Below are 15,217 nucleotides of genomic sequence, written 5' to 3'. Positions count from 1 at the left end.
AATGTCCGGCTAACTCTATAAAAATGGTCAGCCGCTCTTAGCGCATGTCACCGTCAAGCGAAACCTCAAGTTTCGCCGCCGCCAATGATTTCCGGACGATGGGGGCGTGAACTTGACTCAGCTTCTCGCCCAATCTACCCGTCTTGGGAAAGAGGGCGGGACAAGAACGAAGTGCCAGTTTTCATCTATCGGAATGGTCGTGCCCGCGCGCCGTCAGGTGCGCTTGCTTGACATTCGAGCCGCTCTATTCGCTTTCCGGCCTGTTCGTCGGCGCCCTCGTCGGTATTACCGGCGTTGGCGGCGGTTCGCTGATGACGCCCCTGCTGGTGCTGCTCTTCGGCGTCCATCCCGCCACCGCCGTCGGCACCGATCTTCTTTATGCGGCGATCACCAAGACAGCCGGTACCGCTGTTCACGGCATGCATGGGCGGGTAAACTGGAAGATCGTCGGCAGCCTCGCAGCCGGCAGCCTGCCGGCCGCCCTGCTGATGCTCTGGCTGCTAGCCGGCGTCGATCGCAAAAGCATCGGCGTGACCAATACGATCACCACGGCACTCGGCTGGCTTCTCGTCATGACCGCGATCATGCTGGTCTTCCGAGGCCGGATCCTTGAGCTGGCACGCCGCGCCATCGGCGATCGAACGCCGCCGAAGCCGACGACCATACTCGCCCTCACCGTCATTCTCGGATTCGTTCTCGGCATCCTCGTCACCTTGACCTCGGTCGGCGCCGGCGCGCTGGGGGTGACGATCCTGCTGGTCCTCTATCCCAGGCTCGATGTGCGCGAAATCGTCGGTTCCGATATCGTCCATGCGGTACCGCTGACCTTGATCGGCGGCACGGGCTATTGGCTGATAGGCGAGATCGACTGGCCGATGCTGCTTGCCCTGTTGATCGGCTCTATCCCCGGCATCATCATCGGAAGCCTTCTGGCGCCGAAACTGCACGAACGCACCATCCGCATCGTCCTTGCCGCCACGCTTGCTGTCGTCGCATTGAAGCTGCTGACCGGCTGATCAAAGCGCGATGCCGAAAAATGTCAGCGGTGACGCGCTTTAAAGGCCCGGCTGCTTGATATCGGCGAGAATGCTGATGATCGTCTGCTTGCGGTCGAGGTTGTAGCCATCGGAAATGGTCAGCCGCTCGGTGATCTCGGAATAGAGCCGCGCCAGCCGCTCCGCCGTCGCGATCCGTCCCTCGCCGGCCGCTACGCGCGCGCGGTTCATGATGTCGTCGCCGACATGGCTGACGAAGAAATCGAAGATCGTGTCGCTTTCCCGACCTGAAAGTGCATCGGCCAGCCGATGCATTGCCTTGCGGGCTGTCGGTCCCTCGGCGGCAAACATCTCGTCATAGGCAGCGATGATCTCGCCGCCGCCGTAGTTCAACAGTTTCAGCGCCTCGCCGACGCTGCCCTTGGCAGCCGAAAGCACCGCCTCGCCTTCGCCTGATATGCCGAGATGGGCAAGAGCCGCGACGAGCTCATCGTCGGCAAGCGGCGCCAGTTTCAGTGGCAGGCAGCGCGAGCGGATCGTCGGCAGCAGCCGTCCAGGCGCATGCGAGAGCACCAGGAACAGCGCCCGCTTCGGCGGTTCTTCCAGGATTTTTAGGATGGCGTTGGCCGCATTGCGGTTCATGTCGTCGGCCGGATCGATGATGACGATCCGCCAGTTGCCGGTGCCTGAGGTCTGCGAGAAGAACTTGCCGGCGCGGCGCACCTCGTCGACGGTGATCGCCGATTTCACCTTGCCGGTCTTTTCATCCACCGGCCGGGCAAGGTGCAGCAGATTATGCGAGGCGCCCGAGGCAATCTGCCGGCTGACCGGAGAGGCAGGATCGGGATCGCCGATCGTCTCCGGCGCTGTCTGGGGATCAGGATGCGAGAGCACGTGATTGGCAAAGCGGAAGGCGAGCGTCGCCTTGCCGATGCCCTCCGGCCCCTCGATCAGGATGGCGTGGTGGCCCTTGCCGGACCGGTAGGACTGCGCAAGGAAGGCTTCTGCCTCCGCATGGCCGAACATCCTGGTATTTTCTCCCGGCCAGATGGCGCCGTCGAGCAGTCCGGGCCTTTCCTCACTCATAATGGGCTTCACTCATGATGGGCGGCTTCCGGCATTCGCGCACGACCTGCGGGCGACAGCAGTTGTTGGACGATCGCCAGGATCTCGGCGGCGATCGCCTCCTCGCTCTGCATGGCGTTGACCACGTGGCAGCGCTCCGGTTCGCGGGCCGCGATATCGAGAAAGGCTTCGCGCCGTTTTTCGTGCGTTTCCAGCCGTTCCTTCTCGAAGCGATCGGGAGCATCGGCCGCGGCGCGCTTCTGCGCCCTCTCCAGCCCGACCTTGGCAGGGATGTCGAGGATCACGGTGCAATCCGGCATGACGCCGTTGATGGCGATGCGCTGCAGCGTCTCGATGAAATCAGGCTCGAGATTGCCGGTGATGCCCTGGTAGACGCGGGAGGAATCCATGAAGCGGTCGCAGAGCACGACCTTGCCCGATGCGAGGGCCGGCCGGATCACCTCTTCGACATGGTCGTTGCGCGCCGCGGCAAAGAGGATCGCCTCCATCCGCGTGCCGAAGGCTTCGGCAGCTCCCGACAGCAGCACATGGCGCACGGCTTCCGCGCCGGGCGATCCGCCTGGTTCGCGCGTCATCAGCACATCGTGACCTTCGCCCTTCAGCGCCTCGGCGAGGCGGCGGATCTGCGTGGATTTCCCCGCGCCTTCCCCGCCTTCAAACGTAACGAACAATCCCGTACCGGATGACAATGACAACTTCCCGCATTCCAGGCGCCGCAAGCGCCTCGTTCCTTCTATCTATCCGAAGATATCACGGAGGAAAACCTTTCGCCGCGGCGACATATTCACCTTTCCCGGCTAATTGCGTTGGAAACAGCTGCTCAGACGGGCGCGGGCTTGTCCCAGAGCCAGGAGAAGAACAGCGATTCGCCGAGTTCCAGCATGGCGTCGACCGCCCGGCTGCTGAGCGAGCCTTCGCCGACTGCCTGCACGGTATAAAGCGGTACTTCTCTGAGCAGCCGGCTGCCTGCAAAAATCCTCAGCGTCCCTGCCTGGGTATCCGGCTTGACCGGCGCCGTCAGCGGCCAGCGATAGATGATGCGCGCCGACAGCCGATCGGGATTACTGATCGGAATATAGACGCTGACCGGCGCCTTGGCGACGAGATCGACGGTGCGCGTCGTGCCGCCATAGACGCTGGCAGCACCAATCACTTCCTTGTCGGCGAAGATCTGCCGGTTCTCGAAGGCCGTCAGCCCCCATTCGAGTACGCGTTTCGCTTCCTCCGTCCGCTCCTTGTCGGAGGCGATGCCGGCAAGCGCCACAAACAGCCGCCGGCCGTCACGCTCAACCGAAGCGACGATCGAATAGCCCTCGCCCTCGGCAAAGCCTGTCGCCAGCCCATCGGCGCCGAGATCGAGCCCGAGCAGCGGATTGCGGTTGCGCTGGAAGATCTTGTTCCACTCGAAATCCGGCTGCGCGAAATAGGGATAGAGGTTCGGATAGGTCTGCTGGAGGGCGGCGGCGAGCGTCACCATCTCGCGTGCCGTCACCTTGCTCTTGCCGTCGGGAAGGCCGGTGGAATTGCCGAACTCGGCCCTCTCCATGCCGAGCTCGCGGGCGCGCCGCGTCATCGACGCGGCAAATTGCTGCTCGCTTCCGGCCATGCCTTCGGCGAGGATGATGCAGCTGTCGTTGGCGCCCTGGATGGCAACGCCCTTGATCAGGTCCTCGACTCGTACGTGTGATTTGAGGCTGGCAAACATTGTTGCCGTCCGCGACGGCGCGCCGCCGGTCCGCCAGGCATATTCGGAAACCGGATATTCGGTATCGAACGTGATCTGGCCCTTGGTCACTGCCTCGAAGACCAGATCCATTGTCATCAGCTTGGCGAGCGAAGCCGGCGAAAAGCCTTGGTCCTCGTTCTTGGCGAGAAGCACCGTGCCGGTGGCGGCCTCGATCATATAGGCCTGCGCCGCCTTGGTGGCGAAGCCGGCGGCACCGCCATCGGCTGCAAAGGCTCCGGTGGCGAACGGCATCAGGCATGCAAGCAGGCGAAGCGCGGGCTTCAGCATCGCAATTTCCATTTATGGAGCGGCGTATGTCGGGAGGTTAGAGCGAGGGGGAATCCGATGCAATGCCATGCTCAGCGCGCGGCGGACTTTGCGTGCTGGCGCTTGGCCGAGGCAAGGATGGACTCTTGCGTCAGCCCGTCATTGCGCACCATCACCGCGTCGAAGGCGAGATCGACGGTCACCGTCTTCACCTCTTCGTTCTGGTAGCCGAGGGCCAGCGAATTCTGGGGCCGCTCATAGGGCATCGGACCGATTTCCGGCAGCACGACCATCTGGTCCATGGCCTGCGCGCCATTGTTGAAGGACGGCGCTGATGGCGCCACCAGAACATGGGCAGCCGGTGCCAGAGCTGGTGCTGCTGCGGCTGCCGCATTGTTGCGGGCGCTCGGCGTCGAGCCGGCATAAGAAGTCGCCGACCTCGGCACCGGCACGTTGGCCGGCGTCTCGTAGTCTTCCGAACTCTGCAGCTGGTCGCGGGTGATCTTGCGGCTGTTGGAGGCGACCATGACGCCGGTTGCGATCTGGCCTTCCGGATTGACGCCGGGAAGGCGGCTGCCCTTCGGCGCGTAGGAGGCCATCAGATAGGGCATGTCGTGGCCGTCCATGCGGGCGCGGCCGACATATTGCACGCGCACTTTGCCGGTGCCGCTGTGCTGCAGATCCAGCATGTCGGCCGTCTTGTTCGAAAGGTCGATGATACGGCCTGCATGATAGGGGCCGCGATCGTTGACGCGCACGATGACGGAGGAGCCACTTTCGAGATTGGTGACGCGCGCATAGCTCGGCAGTGGGAAGGTCGGATGCGCAGCTGAAAGATGCATTTGGTCGTAGACTTCGCCGTTGGCCGTCAGGCGCCCATGAAAGGCCGAACCATACCAGGAGGCGACGCCGACCTTGTTATAGGCGAAATCTTCCTTCGGATAATACCACTTGCCCTTCACCTCGTAGGGGTTGCCGACGATGTAGCGGCCGCCGCCCTTCGGGATATTGTTGCCGGTAGCGACCCGCGGGCTCGCCTTCACGCCGTATTCGGATTCGGAGAAGTATTCTTTGCCGTGGGATTTTTTCTTCGGCACCGCCTGTGTCGTGCCGCACGCCGCAACCGTCGCACACATCGCCGAGATCGCCAGCCACCGTGCTGTCGTTGCGAAAGACGCCGCCCCGTAATCCAGTTTCATATGCCCCACGCCGCTCAAAGATCGTTATGGTTAAGGAACCTTGCCCCATCGTGGGCCAACAACGCCTTATTCCCACCCGCCTAACGAGGCTTTAATCTTGCTAACTTCGTGGCAAATTTACGAACGATTTCGCAGCGATAGCGACAATTCTAATGATTATGGTTTATAAATCACTAACAAAAGCCCCGCCGCCCTGCCCTTTCGCCGCCGCAATGAAGCCCGAAATCATCGTGCCGATGCGGAGCATATGGTGAACATCCGGGCGGTTCCGGACGGCCCAAATGCTCCATACTGAAACGCGCTCTGCGCGTATTTGATGCGCCGCAGCGGCGACGCTTCGTTCTGCATGGGAACGAATTGTCCGCCACGGGCTTTGAAGGTTTAGACCTTTGGAGGATCACCATGAACGATGAAACCCTGACGCAGCTCGACACGATCAGCCATCAGTTGCATGCCCGATCTCGCCAGCTTTCCCAGCCGGATAAAGATAACGACATCGCAATCCTGATGTCGGCCCTCGCCGTGACGATGGAGGCGGTTCGATCTCTCGGCGGGGATATGAACCAGCTCAACGGTCCAAAGGGCCTTGGATCTGACGGAAGCTAAGTCTGTTATGTCCGCAGCAAATCACACAAAGCCTGTGCCGGGAACGATACGCGCGACGCGCTCATCTTCGACGTGGATGGGAAGCCGTGGGCGCCGCCTATGCTGCCGGTGGGCGATAGCGAATCGACTTCGCCTTTTCCAAGGCTTCGATCGTATCCTCGACGCTGAGGAGGACAGTGGTCTCCATGGAACTGAGCGCGCCTCCTGCGCCGATCGCCAGCGCGACAGCCGCCATCGATACGTTATCAGGCGCCTCCCACAGATTCCAACCATCATGCTCGCCGAACGCGTACCAGAAGCCATGGAGCTTTCCGCCCACGGATTCAATGTAACTACGTGCCGCCTCTCGGCGATCCTCGGGGTTTTCGATCATCCGTGCCCAGGTCTCGGGCGTGTAGCTGAAGCGCGTGAGATACATGGCCATGGTTTGTTTCCTCCGCCAGAACAGCACAGTTAACGCTCAAGTCGGGGAGAACGCGAGTCATTTCCAATATATGGAACGGGCTCCCAACGGTCTCGGTCGGCAGTCTCCAGAAGAGCAGCGAGTTCCGCCGTCAGAAGGTCGCGCGGCGTTCATCGAAAAGTAGATTTTAGCAGTTATTCGGACCCCGCTTCTCATCTCACATCGGGTTCCGGCAATGGATCTTGCGACAGTCCTTCTTCTACACAAGTCTTCCTTCATCGTCGGAGCGATCTGCTTCTTCTATGTGAGATGGCGTTCCGGAGCGACGCCGGGGCTCGGCGTACTTGCCGTGGGTTTTACTTTGCTCGCGATCGCCTCAACGCTGGCAGGGTGGGACGAGAGCCTTCACATGTCCGATAATGCCAGGACGTTCTGGAGTTTTTCACTGGGCGCCAATGGTTACGGGCTGATGGCGGTTGGTCTTTTCGGCCTCAGCCGGCGTCAGAATTCTCTACGAGACTGGTGGCCGTTGCTCCTGCCCGTCGTCCTGATGCTGAGTGCGGCGATCACGCCATGGTATTTGAACAATGGATCGAGAGCATCCGTGTTCAATGGCAACGCCACCATCCTGCTTGCCTTGTCAGGTTTCGTGATCGCCCGCGACTTCTTCCACGAGCGTCTTACCGCGCGGCTCGGCCTCTCCGCTTCAATTTGGGTGGCGACGTCTCTCTCGGCTTTGGTCGTCGTTGGTTTCATCTTTCCAGACGATGCGCCTCTTCCCCCGCGCTACGCTTTCTTTCTGCTGATCATCTGTCATTTCGCAGTGGCTCTGTTCGTGCTCGTCCTCGTGCAGGAAAGAGCCGAAGAAAAGCTTATCAGGCTTGCAAATACCGATATGCTGACCGGCATTCCCAACCGGCAGCATTTCTTCAATTCCCTTCCGAAAAGCCTCGGCTCCGGAGACGCCTTCATCCTCATCGATATCGACTTTTTCAAACGTGTTAACGATATGTATGGACACGACAAAGGCGATGTCGTTCTCATAAATGTTGCTCGGACGATTGCTCTGAGTGTCCCCCCTTCCTGTGTGTTCGGCCGGCTGGGCGGCGAGGAGTTCAGCCTCTTTTTTCGCGGCCAAACGGCAGCCTCTGCTTTTGCGCTCGCTGAGCGGATACGCGAGGCTGTCAACGCCGTGAGCCTTGTCTTGGAGGGAAATCAGGTCACCCCTTCCGTCAGTGCAGGTGTGGCTCTTTGGGAAGCGGGCCTGACCGAACAAGACATTCAGAAGCGTGCAGATCAGGCGCTCTACATTGCCAAAAACAAGGGTCGCAACAGGGTTGAGTTGTTCAGCAGCGTCGGGTTGACCTCCAGCGTCCTTGCGCCCTACCCGCTACCGGCTCGCGCGGGCTGAAGAACAGCGGAAGCGCGGCTCTCTCGAGCTAGTTGCACGTCATGGCGAAGATGCTGGCAAATGCTGCAGAGCACGTTGACGCTGCTAACAAAGCTGCTAAAAAGCCAGCCATCGAGTGATTTGGTCGCAAATCGGTAGCAATGGCCGGTTCGTAGACATCGACAGCATGTTGATGTCTCAACCTTTTCAATCAGATGGAAGAGTGTCCGAGTGGTTTAAGGAACCGGTCTTGAAAACCGGCGTGCGGGAAACCGTACCGTGGGTTCGAATCCCACCTCTTCCGCCATATTGTATTGATTTTGTTGTATAATTTCTACTTTCCGCCTGAGAATTGCACGCTTGTCATAACCCCGCTTCTGGTATGAAAACCGCCGGCAGGTGAGGCCGGCGGCGCATTTGTTGAGCACCAAGGTTGGTTTCCGTGGCACTGCCGGCTAAAAATCGAAATACACGGTCACACCTGACCGACGACGATCGGGGTAACGGTCGCGATAGCCGTAATAGTCGCGACTGCCGTAATACCGCGGACGATAGCACGAGCCGTAATACCGACAGTCGCGGTAAGCGTACCGGTGTTTCTTCCGGTGGCCATACGCATGTCCATTACCGTGGCTCCGGTGTTTGACCTGCTCGACGTCGGGGGTATGCATATGTACTGCGTTCGGCACAACGATCGGCGCGGCGTTCAGCGGCAGGGCGAAAGATGCAGACAAGATCATGGCTGCAAGTGAGGAAAAAAGCATCTTCATCGGCGCATCCTTTCAGGCTGCGATTCTGGGTTAATAAGCATTAACCTCCGATGAACAGCTGCGAGCATCCCAGAAAACACCGGCCGGCGCGCCGCTGGTGTGGTCGCGGGTGGTGATCGCGCCGGCTTATGGTGTTGGTCCCGCCGCCGATGCGGCTCGGCAGCGCCGCGCTCTTCGTTGCTATGCTTGCACGCCAAAGCGATGTTGTCTCGATTGTTGCGGCCGCCATTAGAGCGGCGCCGCAGGTGCTCAAGGGTTTCGGCATTCCGCGGCTGTTTATGAGGCGGTTTGTCACTCAAAACCATAGGCCGGAGGCACTAGCCGCAGCGGCCGCCCTGTTTCTCGCGTATCTTGATGCGGTTCTGAATGTGGCGGGTCATGATCAGCCGGTGATAGGTTCGATGGCCGGGCCAACGACTGTTCGCCGCTGCCTGCGTGAGCTGAGCTAAGAATTTTGATGTCGTAGAGTTCGCGACCCTTCCGCCATCCGTCGTTTTCCTAAAATTGCGGTTTTGTACCTCAGGAAGGTTGGCCTTCCCTGAGGGCAACAGATGAGTTTCAGCCTCCTCCTTTGCGTTGACGATAAGATGATATACAGGCAGCAACAGGACGCGACCGCCATTAACTTAAGAATGGGGTCGGGCGGCAGATTGACGTCACGTCGCTGCCACGAGATCACGTGGCCGTCCTCTGGTCGGCATGCGCGCAGCTTGACGCTGCACGAGCGCAGCAGTCGCCCATCTCGACTGATTTGATATTATTGGGCCGCAACGGCAAGGGAAGTGACTTTGTCAGCAGCGCCCCCAGGTCATCAGGTTTCCAATTTGGTATGCCCGGTGTCTTAAGCGGCCCAACAAGCGCGAGGCTCCTTTTATGATCGTCCAAGCTTGCATCAACGGCGCGCGGCCGAGCGATTTCCATCCCCTCCTTCCGCTGACGATCGATGCCATGGTGCGTGATGCCACGGCTTCGGTCGCAGCCGGCGCTGCGGAGCTTCACGTCCATCCGCGCGGAGCCGATGGCAAGGAGAGCCTTGCCGCCGTCGACGAGACGGTTGGTGCAATCCGCTGGGCCTGCCCGGGAACGCTGATCGGTGTGTCCACCGGCGCCTGGATCGAAGGCGACCGTGAGAAAACGCGGGAAGCCATCCGCCGCTGGGATGTCGTGCCGGATTATGCCTCGGTGAACCTCTCTGAAGACGATGCGCCCGGAGTCATGCAGCTGCTGCGGCAGAAGGGTGTCGGCATTGAAGTCGGACTGGCATCGGTCGCCGATGCGGAGCGCTACATCGGCCTCGATGATCAAGAGCAGGTCTTTCGCGTGCTCATCGAGCTCGATGACGAACAGAATTTGCAGCGCGCATGCCATATTGCGAACGGCATTATCAAGGTGCTCGGGGATAGCCGGGTCAATCGGCCCATTCTTCTGCACGGTTTCGACGATACCGTCTGGCCCTTCGTCAGGTTGGCGCGCGAGCTGCGCTACTCCACCCGTATCGGTCTGGAAGATGGCAAGCACCTCCCGGATGGGACGACTGCCAACGACAATGCCACGCTGGTCACTGCGGCCGTTGCAATCTTCCGTGGCCAATCAAACTGATCCGATGTGTCGGCGGTCAGGCGGCAATTCGGTATCTATTCCACGCCATCGGCCGGTATCTTCAAGGCGCAGAATGCTTCGAAATACGGGCTCGACGATGTCGATGTCTCGCCGGACAGCTCTCACGAGAAGTACGAGTATATCAGGACGCCGATAGAACCCCAGAAGATAAGCGGCGTCAGTATCATCCCCGCAACGAACATTTTAGTCACAGCCAAACTCCGAAACCTCCACGCATGCCGCAAGGACCTATCGCGTTGACCGAAAGTTGCTATGGGCACGAAGTCCGGGATGGATCGGACCTTGGTCCGGGTTTCGCTCGCGCGGCCTGCCGCGCTCAACTCTCCCCGAGCGCTCGGCGGCGGTAAGTCCCGACCGCAATGGCGAGCGCGACGATAATCAGTGCTGCCGCAACGGCGAAGGTGACCCGCATACCTGAGGCGACGGCCTCGGGATGCGCCGCTGTGATATCGGGTGCTCCCGAAGAGAGCGCGAAGACGGCGCCCATCACGGATGCGCCGGTAATCAGCCCGAGATTGCGCGACAGGTTGAGCATGCCGGAGATGACGCCTCGCTGGTCGGGACGGACATCCGCCATGACGGCAGTGTTGTTGGCCGCCTGGAACAGCTGATAACCGGGTGTCAGCATGGCGATGGCGGCGATGTAGCCTGATATCCCGGGCAGCACGGCCATGGCGACGGAGGCTGCCGCCATGGCAACGAGCCCTGCGACAACCACGAAGGACGTGTCCAGACGGTCGACCAGGCGGCCAGCCGGGACCCCGCTCAAGATGGAGATGACGGGCCCGATCGACATGACGATGCCAACGAGAGCTTGATTGAGCCCGAGCGCATGGGAAAGGTAGAATGGCGCCACCACCAGCGTCGCCATCATCACAGTCGAAACCAGCGCGTTCATCGCCAGGCTGGCGCTGAGGACGCGATTGCGAAATTCCGTCAACTGGATCAGCGGCGATGCCGCTCTCGCCTCGGCTAAGACGAACAAACCGGTGCCGAAGACGGCGGCCGAGAGCAGAGCGACGTTCAGCGGCCCAAAGCGGCCGTGCCCGATCGTCATCGCCAGCGCATAGGCCGAAAGCGTCAGCGCAAGCAGCAGTGTGCCCGCCAAGTCGAAGCCCTTCCGATCCGTCTTCCCCTTGCTGATATCGGCGGGCAAATGGCGATAGGCGAGAACGAAGGTCAGAACGCCGAGCGGCACGTTGACGAGAAAGATTGCCGGCCAGCCGAGCCCGGCGATCAGCAGGCCGCCGAGCGAAGGCCCAAGAGCGGTGCCGATCGCCGACATCGTTCCGAGCAGCCCCATGACGCTCCCGGTTTTTTCCTTCGGCACCGTTTCGCCGACAAAGGCCATGGTGAGCGCCATCATGATGGCCGCACCCAGCCCCTGCACGGCGCGCGCGGCAATCATCAGCCATAAAGTCGGCGCGACGCCGCAGAGGATCGAGGCCAGCGTGAAGAGCAGGATGCCGATGAGCAGCAGCCGGCGTCGGCCGGTGATGTCGCCGAGCCGTCCGACGCTGACGACCAGGGTGGTGATGGCAAGGAGATAGGCGAGAACGATCCACTGCACATCCTGGAAGGACGCATTGAACGCTTGCGCCAAGCTCGGCAGGCCGACATTGGCGATGCTGGTGCCGAGTGACGGCAACAACATCGAGAGGGAAAGACTGGCAAGCGCCCATCGTACGGAGGGTGACTGTTCGGCGATGGCCTCGCTTCGCTCTGCAATGATCGATTTCACCACGTGAACTCCGTTTTCTCTTAGTTCCCCAAATGGAACTGGTGAAAACCTAGTCCTATGTTTGATATGGCGGAAGGCGCATGATTTTCACTTCATTCATGCGTTTGGCGCCACATCACGATGAAAGCGTGTTATAGCTGATGCATGTCGACACCCGATCTCAACTCGCTGGTCACTCTCGATGTGCTGCTTGCCGAGGGCAGCGTTGCGCGTGCGGCACAAAGGCTGCGGCTCAGCCCGTCGGCGATGAGCCGGGCCTTAGCGCGATTGCGCGAAACGACGGGCGATCCGCTGCTGGTGCGCGCCGGCCGCGGCCTCGTCCCCACGCCGCGCGCGCTCGAACTGCGCGAGCGGGTCGGCCGGATTGTCGAGGACGCGCAGGCGGTCCTGCGTCCTGCCGAGGCGCTTGATCTTCAACGCTTGGTCCGGACGTTCACCTTGCGCACCAGCGAAGGCTTTGCCGAGAGCTTCGGACCTGATCTTATCGCACGCCTCGGCCGGCAAGCGCCCGGCGTGCGGCTGCGCTTCGTGCAGAAGCCGGACAAGGACAGCGCCCCGCTTCGCGACGGGACCGTCGATCTGGAAACCGGCGTCGTCGGCGGGACGACCGGGCCGGAGGTGCGGGCGCAGGCCTTGTTCCGCGATCGTTTCATCGGCGTCGTGCGCTTGGGGCATCCGCTTTGCGAGCGCGAGTTGACGCCCTCCCTTTATGCCGCCGGCCAGCACATCTACGTCTCACGGCGCGGGCTCGACAAGGGACCGATCGATGAAGCCTTGACCGCGCTCGGGCTGGAGCGGCAGATCGCCACCATCGTCAGCGGCTTTTCCACGGCACTGGCGCTCGCCCGAACCTCCGATCTGATCGCCAGCGTGCCCGAACGGCACACCGGAGCCTTGCGCGCGGGAATGCATAGTTTCCCCCTCCCCGTCCCGACGCCCGAGATCACGGTGTCATTGCTCTGGCACCCCAGGATGGATGCCGATCCCGCGCATCGCTGGCTGCGCGGCTGCGTTCGGGACGCCTGCGCGCGCGCTGATTGAAGGAGTGCGTAGGATCTGAGGTCGGGCCGATTGATCCGTTCGTGTGGTTGACTATCCCGCGTCGCCATGATTTCCCGTCGGGATCACCAAACGGGGACGTTATGACCGACATCATTGTAAAAGACAGCAACGGAAGCCAGCTGCACGACGGCGATTCCGTGACGCTGATCAAGGACCTCAAGGTCAAGGGAACCTCGGAGACGTTGAAGCGTGGAACGCTGGTCAAGGGCATTCGCCTGACCGACAATCCGGGCGCGATCGAGTGCAGCACCAAGCAGGTCAAAGGCCTGGTGCTGAAAACCGAGTTTTTGAAGAAGGCATAGGATCTGCCTCGCCTGCGATGCTCGGTCGACGCTTCGTAAGTCCGACTCCGACGATCAATCGGCTTTCATCGCCTCCTGCGGCACTTCCTCGGTGATCACCTCGAAACGGGAGAGTGTAGCCGGGCCGAAGGCTGTCGACATCGCGACGTCGGTGGCGTCGCGGCCGGTCCCCATCAGGATCCGGCCGATGCGAGGCGTGTTGTGGCGGGCATCGACCGTATGCCAATGACCGCCGAGAAAGACCTCGAACCAGGCACTGAAATCCATCGGATTGGGATCGATCGGAACGCCGATATCGCCGAGATAGCCGGTGCAATATCGTGCGGGAATATTCATGCCTCGGCAAAGCGCGATGGCGAGATGGGCAAAGTCGCGGCAAACGCCCGCCTTGTCGGTGAAGCCGCCATGCGCGGTCCTGAGCACGTCGGCCTTCAGGTAATCGAAAGTGATGTGGTCATGGACGAAATCGCAGATCGCCTGGACACGCGCCCAGCCGAGCGGCGTCGACGAGAACCTTGCCCAGGCGAAATCCGCAAGCCTGTCGGTGTCGCAATAACGGCTGCCGAGCAGGAAGACCAGCACATCGTCCGGCAGATCATTGATCCCGTGCTGGACGGCATCGTCGGGAACGATGTCGGGTTGGCCGCTGTCATAGATCTCGAACTCCGTGGAGATCGTCGTCAGCCCGGGCGGAGCGACGATCCGGCTGCAGGCATTGCCGAACCCATCTGTATAGCCCCAGGCCTCGATCGGCCGGTCGAATGTCAGGATCTGATCGCTGAGAAGATCAGCGCGACGGGAGGGATGGATGTTGAGGACGAGCAGCATCGGCGTCGGCTGCGTGCATTCGTAGCCCAGATGAAACCCGGCGCGTATCTTCATTGTGGCTTCCTTCTCGCGTCTCCGCATCGGTGGAGGTGAGTAGGGAACGTTGATCGCGCGACCCGGTTCCCATGGCTGCGGGCGGCCAGGCCGGAGTAATCCAAGATTACCTCAGACGTAGTCGAGATCACCTCGTGGTGACGTTGACCTGCACCGTCATGCTGTCGAAATCCTTCCCGTCCCCATCATAGCTGCCGCTCAACGGGACGGCCTGGCGCGGATCTCGGGCAACCGCGACACGAATGAGATCGCGGTTGCCGACGATGCCGTTGGTCGGATCGAACTCCGTCCAGCCGGCGCCTGGAAGATAGACCTGGCACCAAGCATGCGTGGAACCGCCGCCGAGCACGGTGGAACCGTCCCGGTCGGGAACATAGACATAGCCCGTGACGAACCGCGCCGCGAGGCCAAGCACCCGTGCCGCCTCCATCATCAGAAGCGCAAAATCCCGGCAGGTGCCGGAGCGAAGCTGCAAGGTCTGCAACGGCGTCTGGGTTCCATGTTCCTGGCGCCGCGCGTAGACGAAGCTCTCGCGGATGGCGTAACAGAGCGTCATCAGCAGATGCCCGGTCTCCGTTGGACGCCCCTGGCGCACGAACTGGCGTGCCCAGCGCCCGACCTCGTCGTTCGGGTCGGGATAATGGCGCTGCATCGCCGGCGTCAGATCGGCAATTTCGTCCTTGTCGTAGGAGAATGGATAGGTCAGGGCCGCATCGTCGACCTTGAGATCCAGGGCGACCTGCGGCGTATGATCGAGCGTGATCCAGGTTTCGAAACGAAGTTCGGACGCCGGCCTCGAAAAATCGACGAGCGCCACGCAATTGCCGAAAACATCGTGGATCCAGCGCACATGGCTTTCCTCAGGATAGATCGTCAACGACGCTTCGATCAGCCGCTGGTCGAAACTGTCGCGCGGCCGGAACATCAAGCGATGCTCGCCGAAATCGACGTCCCTGACGTAACGATAGGACGTGATGTGGCGGACAGAGAAAATCGTCATAAGCCGCCGTCGAATCTGTTCACTTTGCTGCTCCAAGGCGGCAACGCCGCCTCTCCTCTGCGGAAGCGCCCTGCCGGCTTTCCCGCTCATCCCGATTTCTTGTCATATAAGCACGTTCGAAAGATTGCTATTGTATCTTCACCGATCGGCGGCGGGGCCGTCCAACCT

Annotated in this window: 17 protein-coding genes and 1 tRNA gene; 8 read left to right on the top strand and 10 right to left on the bottom strand. The window is 61.1% G+C overall.

Going from position 1 to position 15,217, the window contains the following annotated elements; translation table 11 throughout:
* Positions 1–227: 227 nt before the first annotated feature.
* Complete coding sequence (locus ACM5SV_RS26895) at positions 228–1,016, top strand: sulfite exporter TauE/SafE family protein (protein ID WP_222017159.1); 789 nt, start codon at positions 228–230, stop codon at positions 1,014–1,016.
* 39 nt (positions 1,017–1,055) lie between these two features.
* Here the strand turns inward: ACM5SV_RS26895 and ACM5SV_RS26890 are convergent, their stop codons facing one another.
* The 4 genes from ACM5SV_RS26890 to ACM5SV_RS26875 all read right to left on the bottom strand — a co-directional run bounded on the left by ACM5SV_RS26890 (position 1,056) and on the right by ACM5SV_RS26875 (position 5,273).
* Entirely contained in the window at positions 1,056–2,081 is a 1,026-nt protein-coding gene (locus ACM5SV_RS26890; protein WP_113545066.1) for a DNA polymerase III subunit delta', read from the bottom strand.
* A gap of 8 nt (positions 2,082–2,089) precedes the next feature.
* Positions 2,090–2,770 carry a dTMP kinase gene (tmk, locus tag ACM5SV_RS26885; protein WP_113545065.1) on the bottom strand — a complete coding sequence of 227 codons (681 nt, stop codon included), beginning with the start codon at positions 2,768–2,770 and terminating at the stop codon, positions 2,090–2,092.
* Positions 2,771–2,901: 131 nt separating this feature from the next.
* Positions 2,902–4,095 (bottom strand): D-alanyl-D-alanine carboxypeptidase family protein, encoded by a 1,194-nt coding sequence (locus tag ACM5SV_RS26880; RefSeq protein WP_419425450.1) that lies wholly within the window; start codon positions 4,093–4,095, stop codon positions 2,902–2,904.
* 71 nt (positions 4,096–4,166) lie between these two features.
* Positions 4,167–5,273, bottom strand: a complete 1,107-nt coding sequence (locus tag ACM5SV_RS26875; protein WP_113545063.1) for a septal ring lytic transglycosylase RlpA family protein — start codon at positions 5,271–5,273, stop codon at positions 4,167–4,169.
* A gap of 402 nt (positions 5,274–5,675) precedes the next feature.
* On the opposite strand from ACM5SV_RS26875, the gene ACM5SV_RS26870 reads away from it, so the two are divergent.
* Entirely contained in the window at positions 5,676–5,879 is a 204-nt protein-coding gene (locus ACM5SV_RS26870) for a hypothetical protein (RefSeq protein WP_012757504.1), read from the top strand.
* Between the two features lie 97 nt (positions 5,880–5,976).
* On the opposite strand, the gene ACM5SV_RS26865 is transcribed toward ACM5SV_RS26870, so the two are convergent.
* A complete protein-coding gene (locus ACM5SV_RS26865; protein WP_011652042.1) occupies positions 5,977–6,303 on the bottom strand; it encodes a GYD domain-containing protein in 327 nt (108 codons plus the stop codon).
* Between the two features lie 214 nt (positions 6,304–6,517).
* Here ACM5SV_RS26865 and ACM5SV_RS26860 point away from each other — a divergent pair, with 214 nt between their 5' ends.
* Both ACM5SV_RS26860 and ACM5SV_RS26855 read left to right on the top strand, forming a co-directional pair.
* Positions 6,518–7,693 (top strand): GGDEF domain-containing protein, encoded by a 1,176-nt coding sequence (locus ACM5SV_RS26860; protein ID WP_113545062.1) that lies wholly within the window; start codon positions 6,518–6,520, stop codon positions 7,691–7,693.
* Positions 7,694–7,889: 196 nt separating this feature from the next.
* A tRNA-Ser gene (locus ACM5SV_RS26855) sits at positions 7,890–7,979 on the top strand.
* Positions 7,980–8,127: 148 nt separating this feature from the next.
* On the opposite strand, the gene ACM5SV_RS26850 is transcribed toward ACM5SV_RS26855, so the two are convergent.
* Complete coding sequence (locus tag ACM5SV_RS26850; protein ID WP_012757507.1) at positions 8,128–8,442, bottom strand: hypothetical protein; 315 nt, start codon at positions 8,440–8,442, stop codon at positions 8,128–8,130.
* Entirely contained in the window at positions 8,439–8,687 is a 249-nt protein-coding gene (locus ACM5SV_RS26845; RefSeq protein ID WP_409936800.1) for a hypothetical protein, read from the bottom strand. The genes ACM5SV_RS26850 and ACM5SV_RS26845 overlap by 4 nt, the downstream gene beginning before the upstream one ends.
* Here ACM5SV_RS26845 and ACM5SV_RS26840 point away from each other — a divergent pair.
* Together ACM5SV_RS26840 and ACM5SV_RS26835 are read left to right on the top strand one after the other, a co-directional pair.
* Complete coding sequence (locus tag ACM5SV_RS26840; protein ID WP_222017161.1) at positions 8,571–8,891, top strand: hypothetical protein; 321 nt, start codon at positions 8,571–8,573, stop codon at positions 8,889–8,891. The two genes, ACM5SV_RS26845 and ACM5SV_RS26840, sit on opposite strands and share 117 nt — an antisense overlap.
* 424 nt (positions 8,892–9,315) lie before the next feature.
* Entirely contained in the window at positions 9,316–10,041 is a 726-nt protein-coding gene (locus tag ACM5SV_RS26835) for a 3-keto-5-aminohexanoate cleavage protein (protein WP_222017162.1), read from the top strand.
* A 337-nt stretch (positions 10,042–10,378) separates the two neighbouring features.
* Here the strand turns inward: ACM5SV_RS26835 and ACM5SV_RS26830 are convergent, their stop codons facing one another.
* Positions 10,379–11,803 (bottom strand): MFS transporter, encoded by a 1,425-nt coding sequence (locus ACM5SV_RS26830; protein WP_222017164.1) that lies wholly within the window; start codon positions 11,801–11,803, stop codon positions 10,379–10,381.
* Positions 11,804–11,947: 144 nt separating this feature from the next.
* On the opposite strand from ACM5SV_RS26830, the gene ACM5SV_RS26825 reads away from it, so the two are divergent.
* Together ACM5SV_RS26825 and ACM5SV_RS26820 are read left to right on the top strand one after the other, a co-directional pair.
* Positions 11,948–12,844, top strand: coding sequence for a LysR family transcriptional regulator (locus ACM5SV_RS26825; RefSeq protein WP_222017166.1), 897 nt, complete (start codon positions 11,948–11,950; stop codon positions 12,842–12,844).
* A 101-nt stretch (positions 12,845–12,945) separates the two neighbouring features.
* Positions 12,946–13,167: an alkylphosphonate utilization protein gene (locus tag ACM5SV_RS26820; RefSeq protein WP_012757513.1), complete on the top strand. Its 222-nt coding sequence runs from the start codon at positions 12,946–12,948 to the stop codon at positions 13,165–13,167.
* A 54-nt stretch (positions 13,168–13,221) separates the two neighbouring features.
* On the opposite strand, the gene ACM5SV_RS26815 is transcribed toward ACM5SV_RS26820, so the two are convergent.
* Complete coding sequence (locus ACM5SV_RS26815) at positions 13,222–14,049, bottom strand: transglutaminase-like domain-containing protein (protein ID WP_419425449.1); 828 nt, start codon at positions 14,047–14,049, stop codon at positions 13,222–13,224.
* Positions 14,050–14,176: 127 nt separating this feature from the next.
* Positions 14,177–15,049 carry a transglutaminase family protein gene (locus tag ACM5SV_RS26810; RefSeq protein ID WP_012757515.1) on the bottom strand — a complete coding sequence of 291 codons (873 nt, stop codon included), beginning with the start codon at positions 15,047–15,049 and terminating at the stop codon, positions 14,177–14,179.
* Between the last annotated feature and the right edge of the window lie 168 nt (positions 15,050–15,217).

This window comes from Rhizobium sp. CRRU65 (assembly GCF_048551595.1).
Lineage (GTDB): Bacteria > Pseudomonadota > Alphaproteobacteria > Rhizobiales > Rhizobiaceae > Rhizobium > Rhizobium leguminosarum_J.
The sequence above is the reverse complement of the archived record's forward strand: the minus strand, read 5'-3'. Positions and strand labels throughout refer to the sequence as shown.

Excerpts from the sequence above, each read along its gene's own strand:
- ACM5SV_RS26820 (WP_012757513.1), top strand. The coding sequence starts at position 12,946 with ATGACCGACATCATTGTAAAAGACAGCAACGGAAGCCAGCTGCACGAC.
- ACM5SV_RS26825 (WP_222017166.1), top strand. The coding sequence starts at position 11,948 with ATGTCGACACCCGATCTCAACTCGCTGGTCACTCTCGATGTGCTGCTT.
- ACM5SV_RS26865 (WP_011652042.1), bottom strand. The coding sequence starts at position 6,303 with ATGGCCATGTATCTCACGCGCTTCAGCTACACGCCCGAGACCTGGGCA.
- ACM5SV_RS26870 (WP_012757504.1), top strand. The coding sequence starts at position 5,676 with ATGAACGATGAAACCCTGACGCAGCTCGACACGATCAGCCATCAGTTG.
- ACM5SV_RS26890 (WP_113545066.1), bottom strand. The coding sequence starts at position 2,081 with ATGAGTGAGGAAAGGCCCGGACTGCTCGACGGCGCCATCTGGCCGGGA.
- ACM5SV_RS26850 (WP_012757507.1), bottom strand. The coding sequence starts at position 8,442 with ATGAAGATGCTTTTTTCCTCACTTGCAGCCATGATCTTGTCTGCATCT.
- ACM5SV_RS26875 (WP_113545063.1), bottom strand. The coding sequence starts at position 5,273 with ATGAAACTGGATTACGGGGCGGCGTCTTTCGCAACGACAGCACGGTGG.
- ACM5SV_RS26835 (WP_222017162.1), top strand. The coding sequence starts at position 9,316 with ATGATCGTCCAAGCTTGCATCAACGGCGCGCGGCCGAGCGATTTCCAT.
- ACM5SV_RS26810 (WP_012757515.1), bottom strand. The coding sequence starts at position 15,049 with ATGACGATTTTCTCTGTCCGCCACATCACGTCCTATCGTTACGTCAGG.
- ACM5SV_RS26840 (WP_222017161.1), top strand. The coding sequence starts at position 8,571 with ATGGTGTTGGTCCCGCCGCCGATGCGGCTCGGCAGCGCCGCGCTCTTC.
- ACM5SV_RS26815 (WP_419425449.1), bottom strand. The coding sequence starts at position 14,049 with ATGAAGATACGCGCCGGGTTTCATCTGGGCTACGAATGCACGCAGCCG.
- ACM5SV_RS26860 (WP_113545062.1), top strand. The coding sequence starts at position 6,518 with ATGGATCTTGCGACAGTCCTTCTTCTACACAAGTCTTCCTTCATCGTC.
- ACM5SV_RS26880 (WP_419425450.1), bottom strand. The coding sequence starts at position 4,095 with ATGCTGAAGCCCGCGCTTCGCCTGCTTGCATGCCTGATGCCGTTCGCC.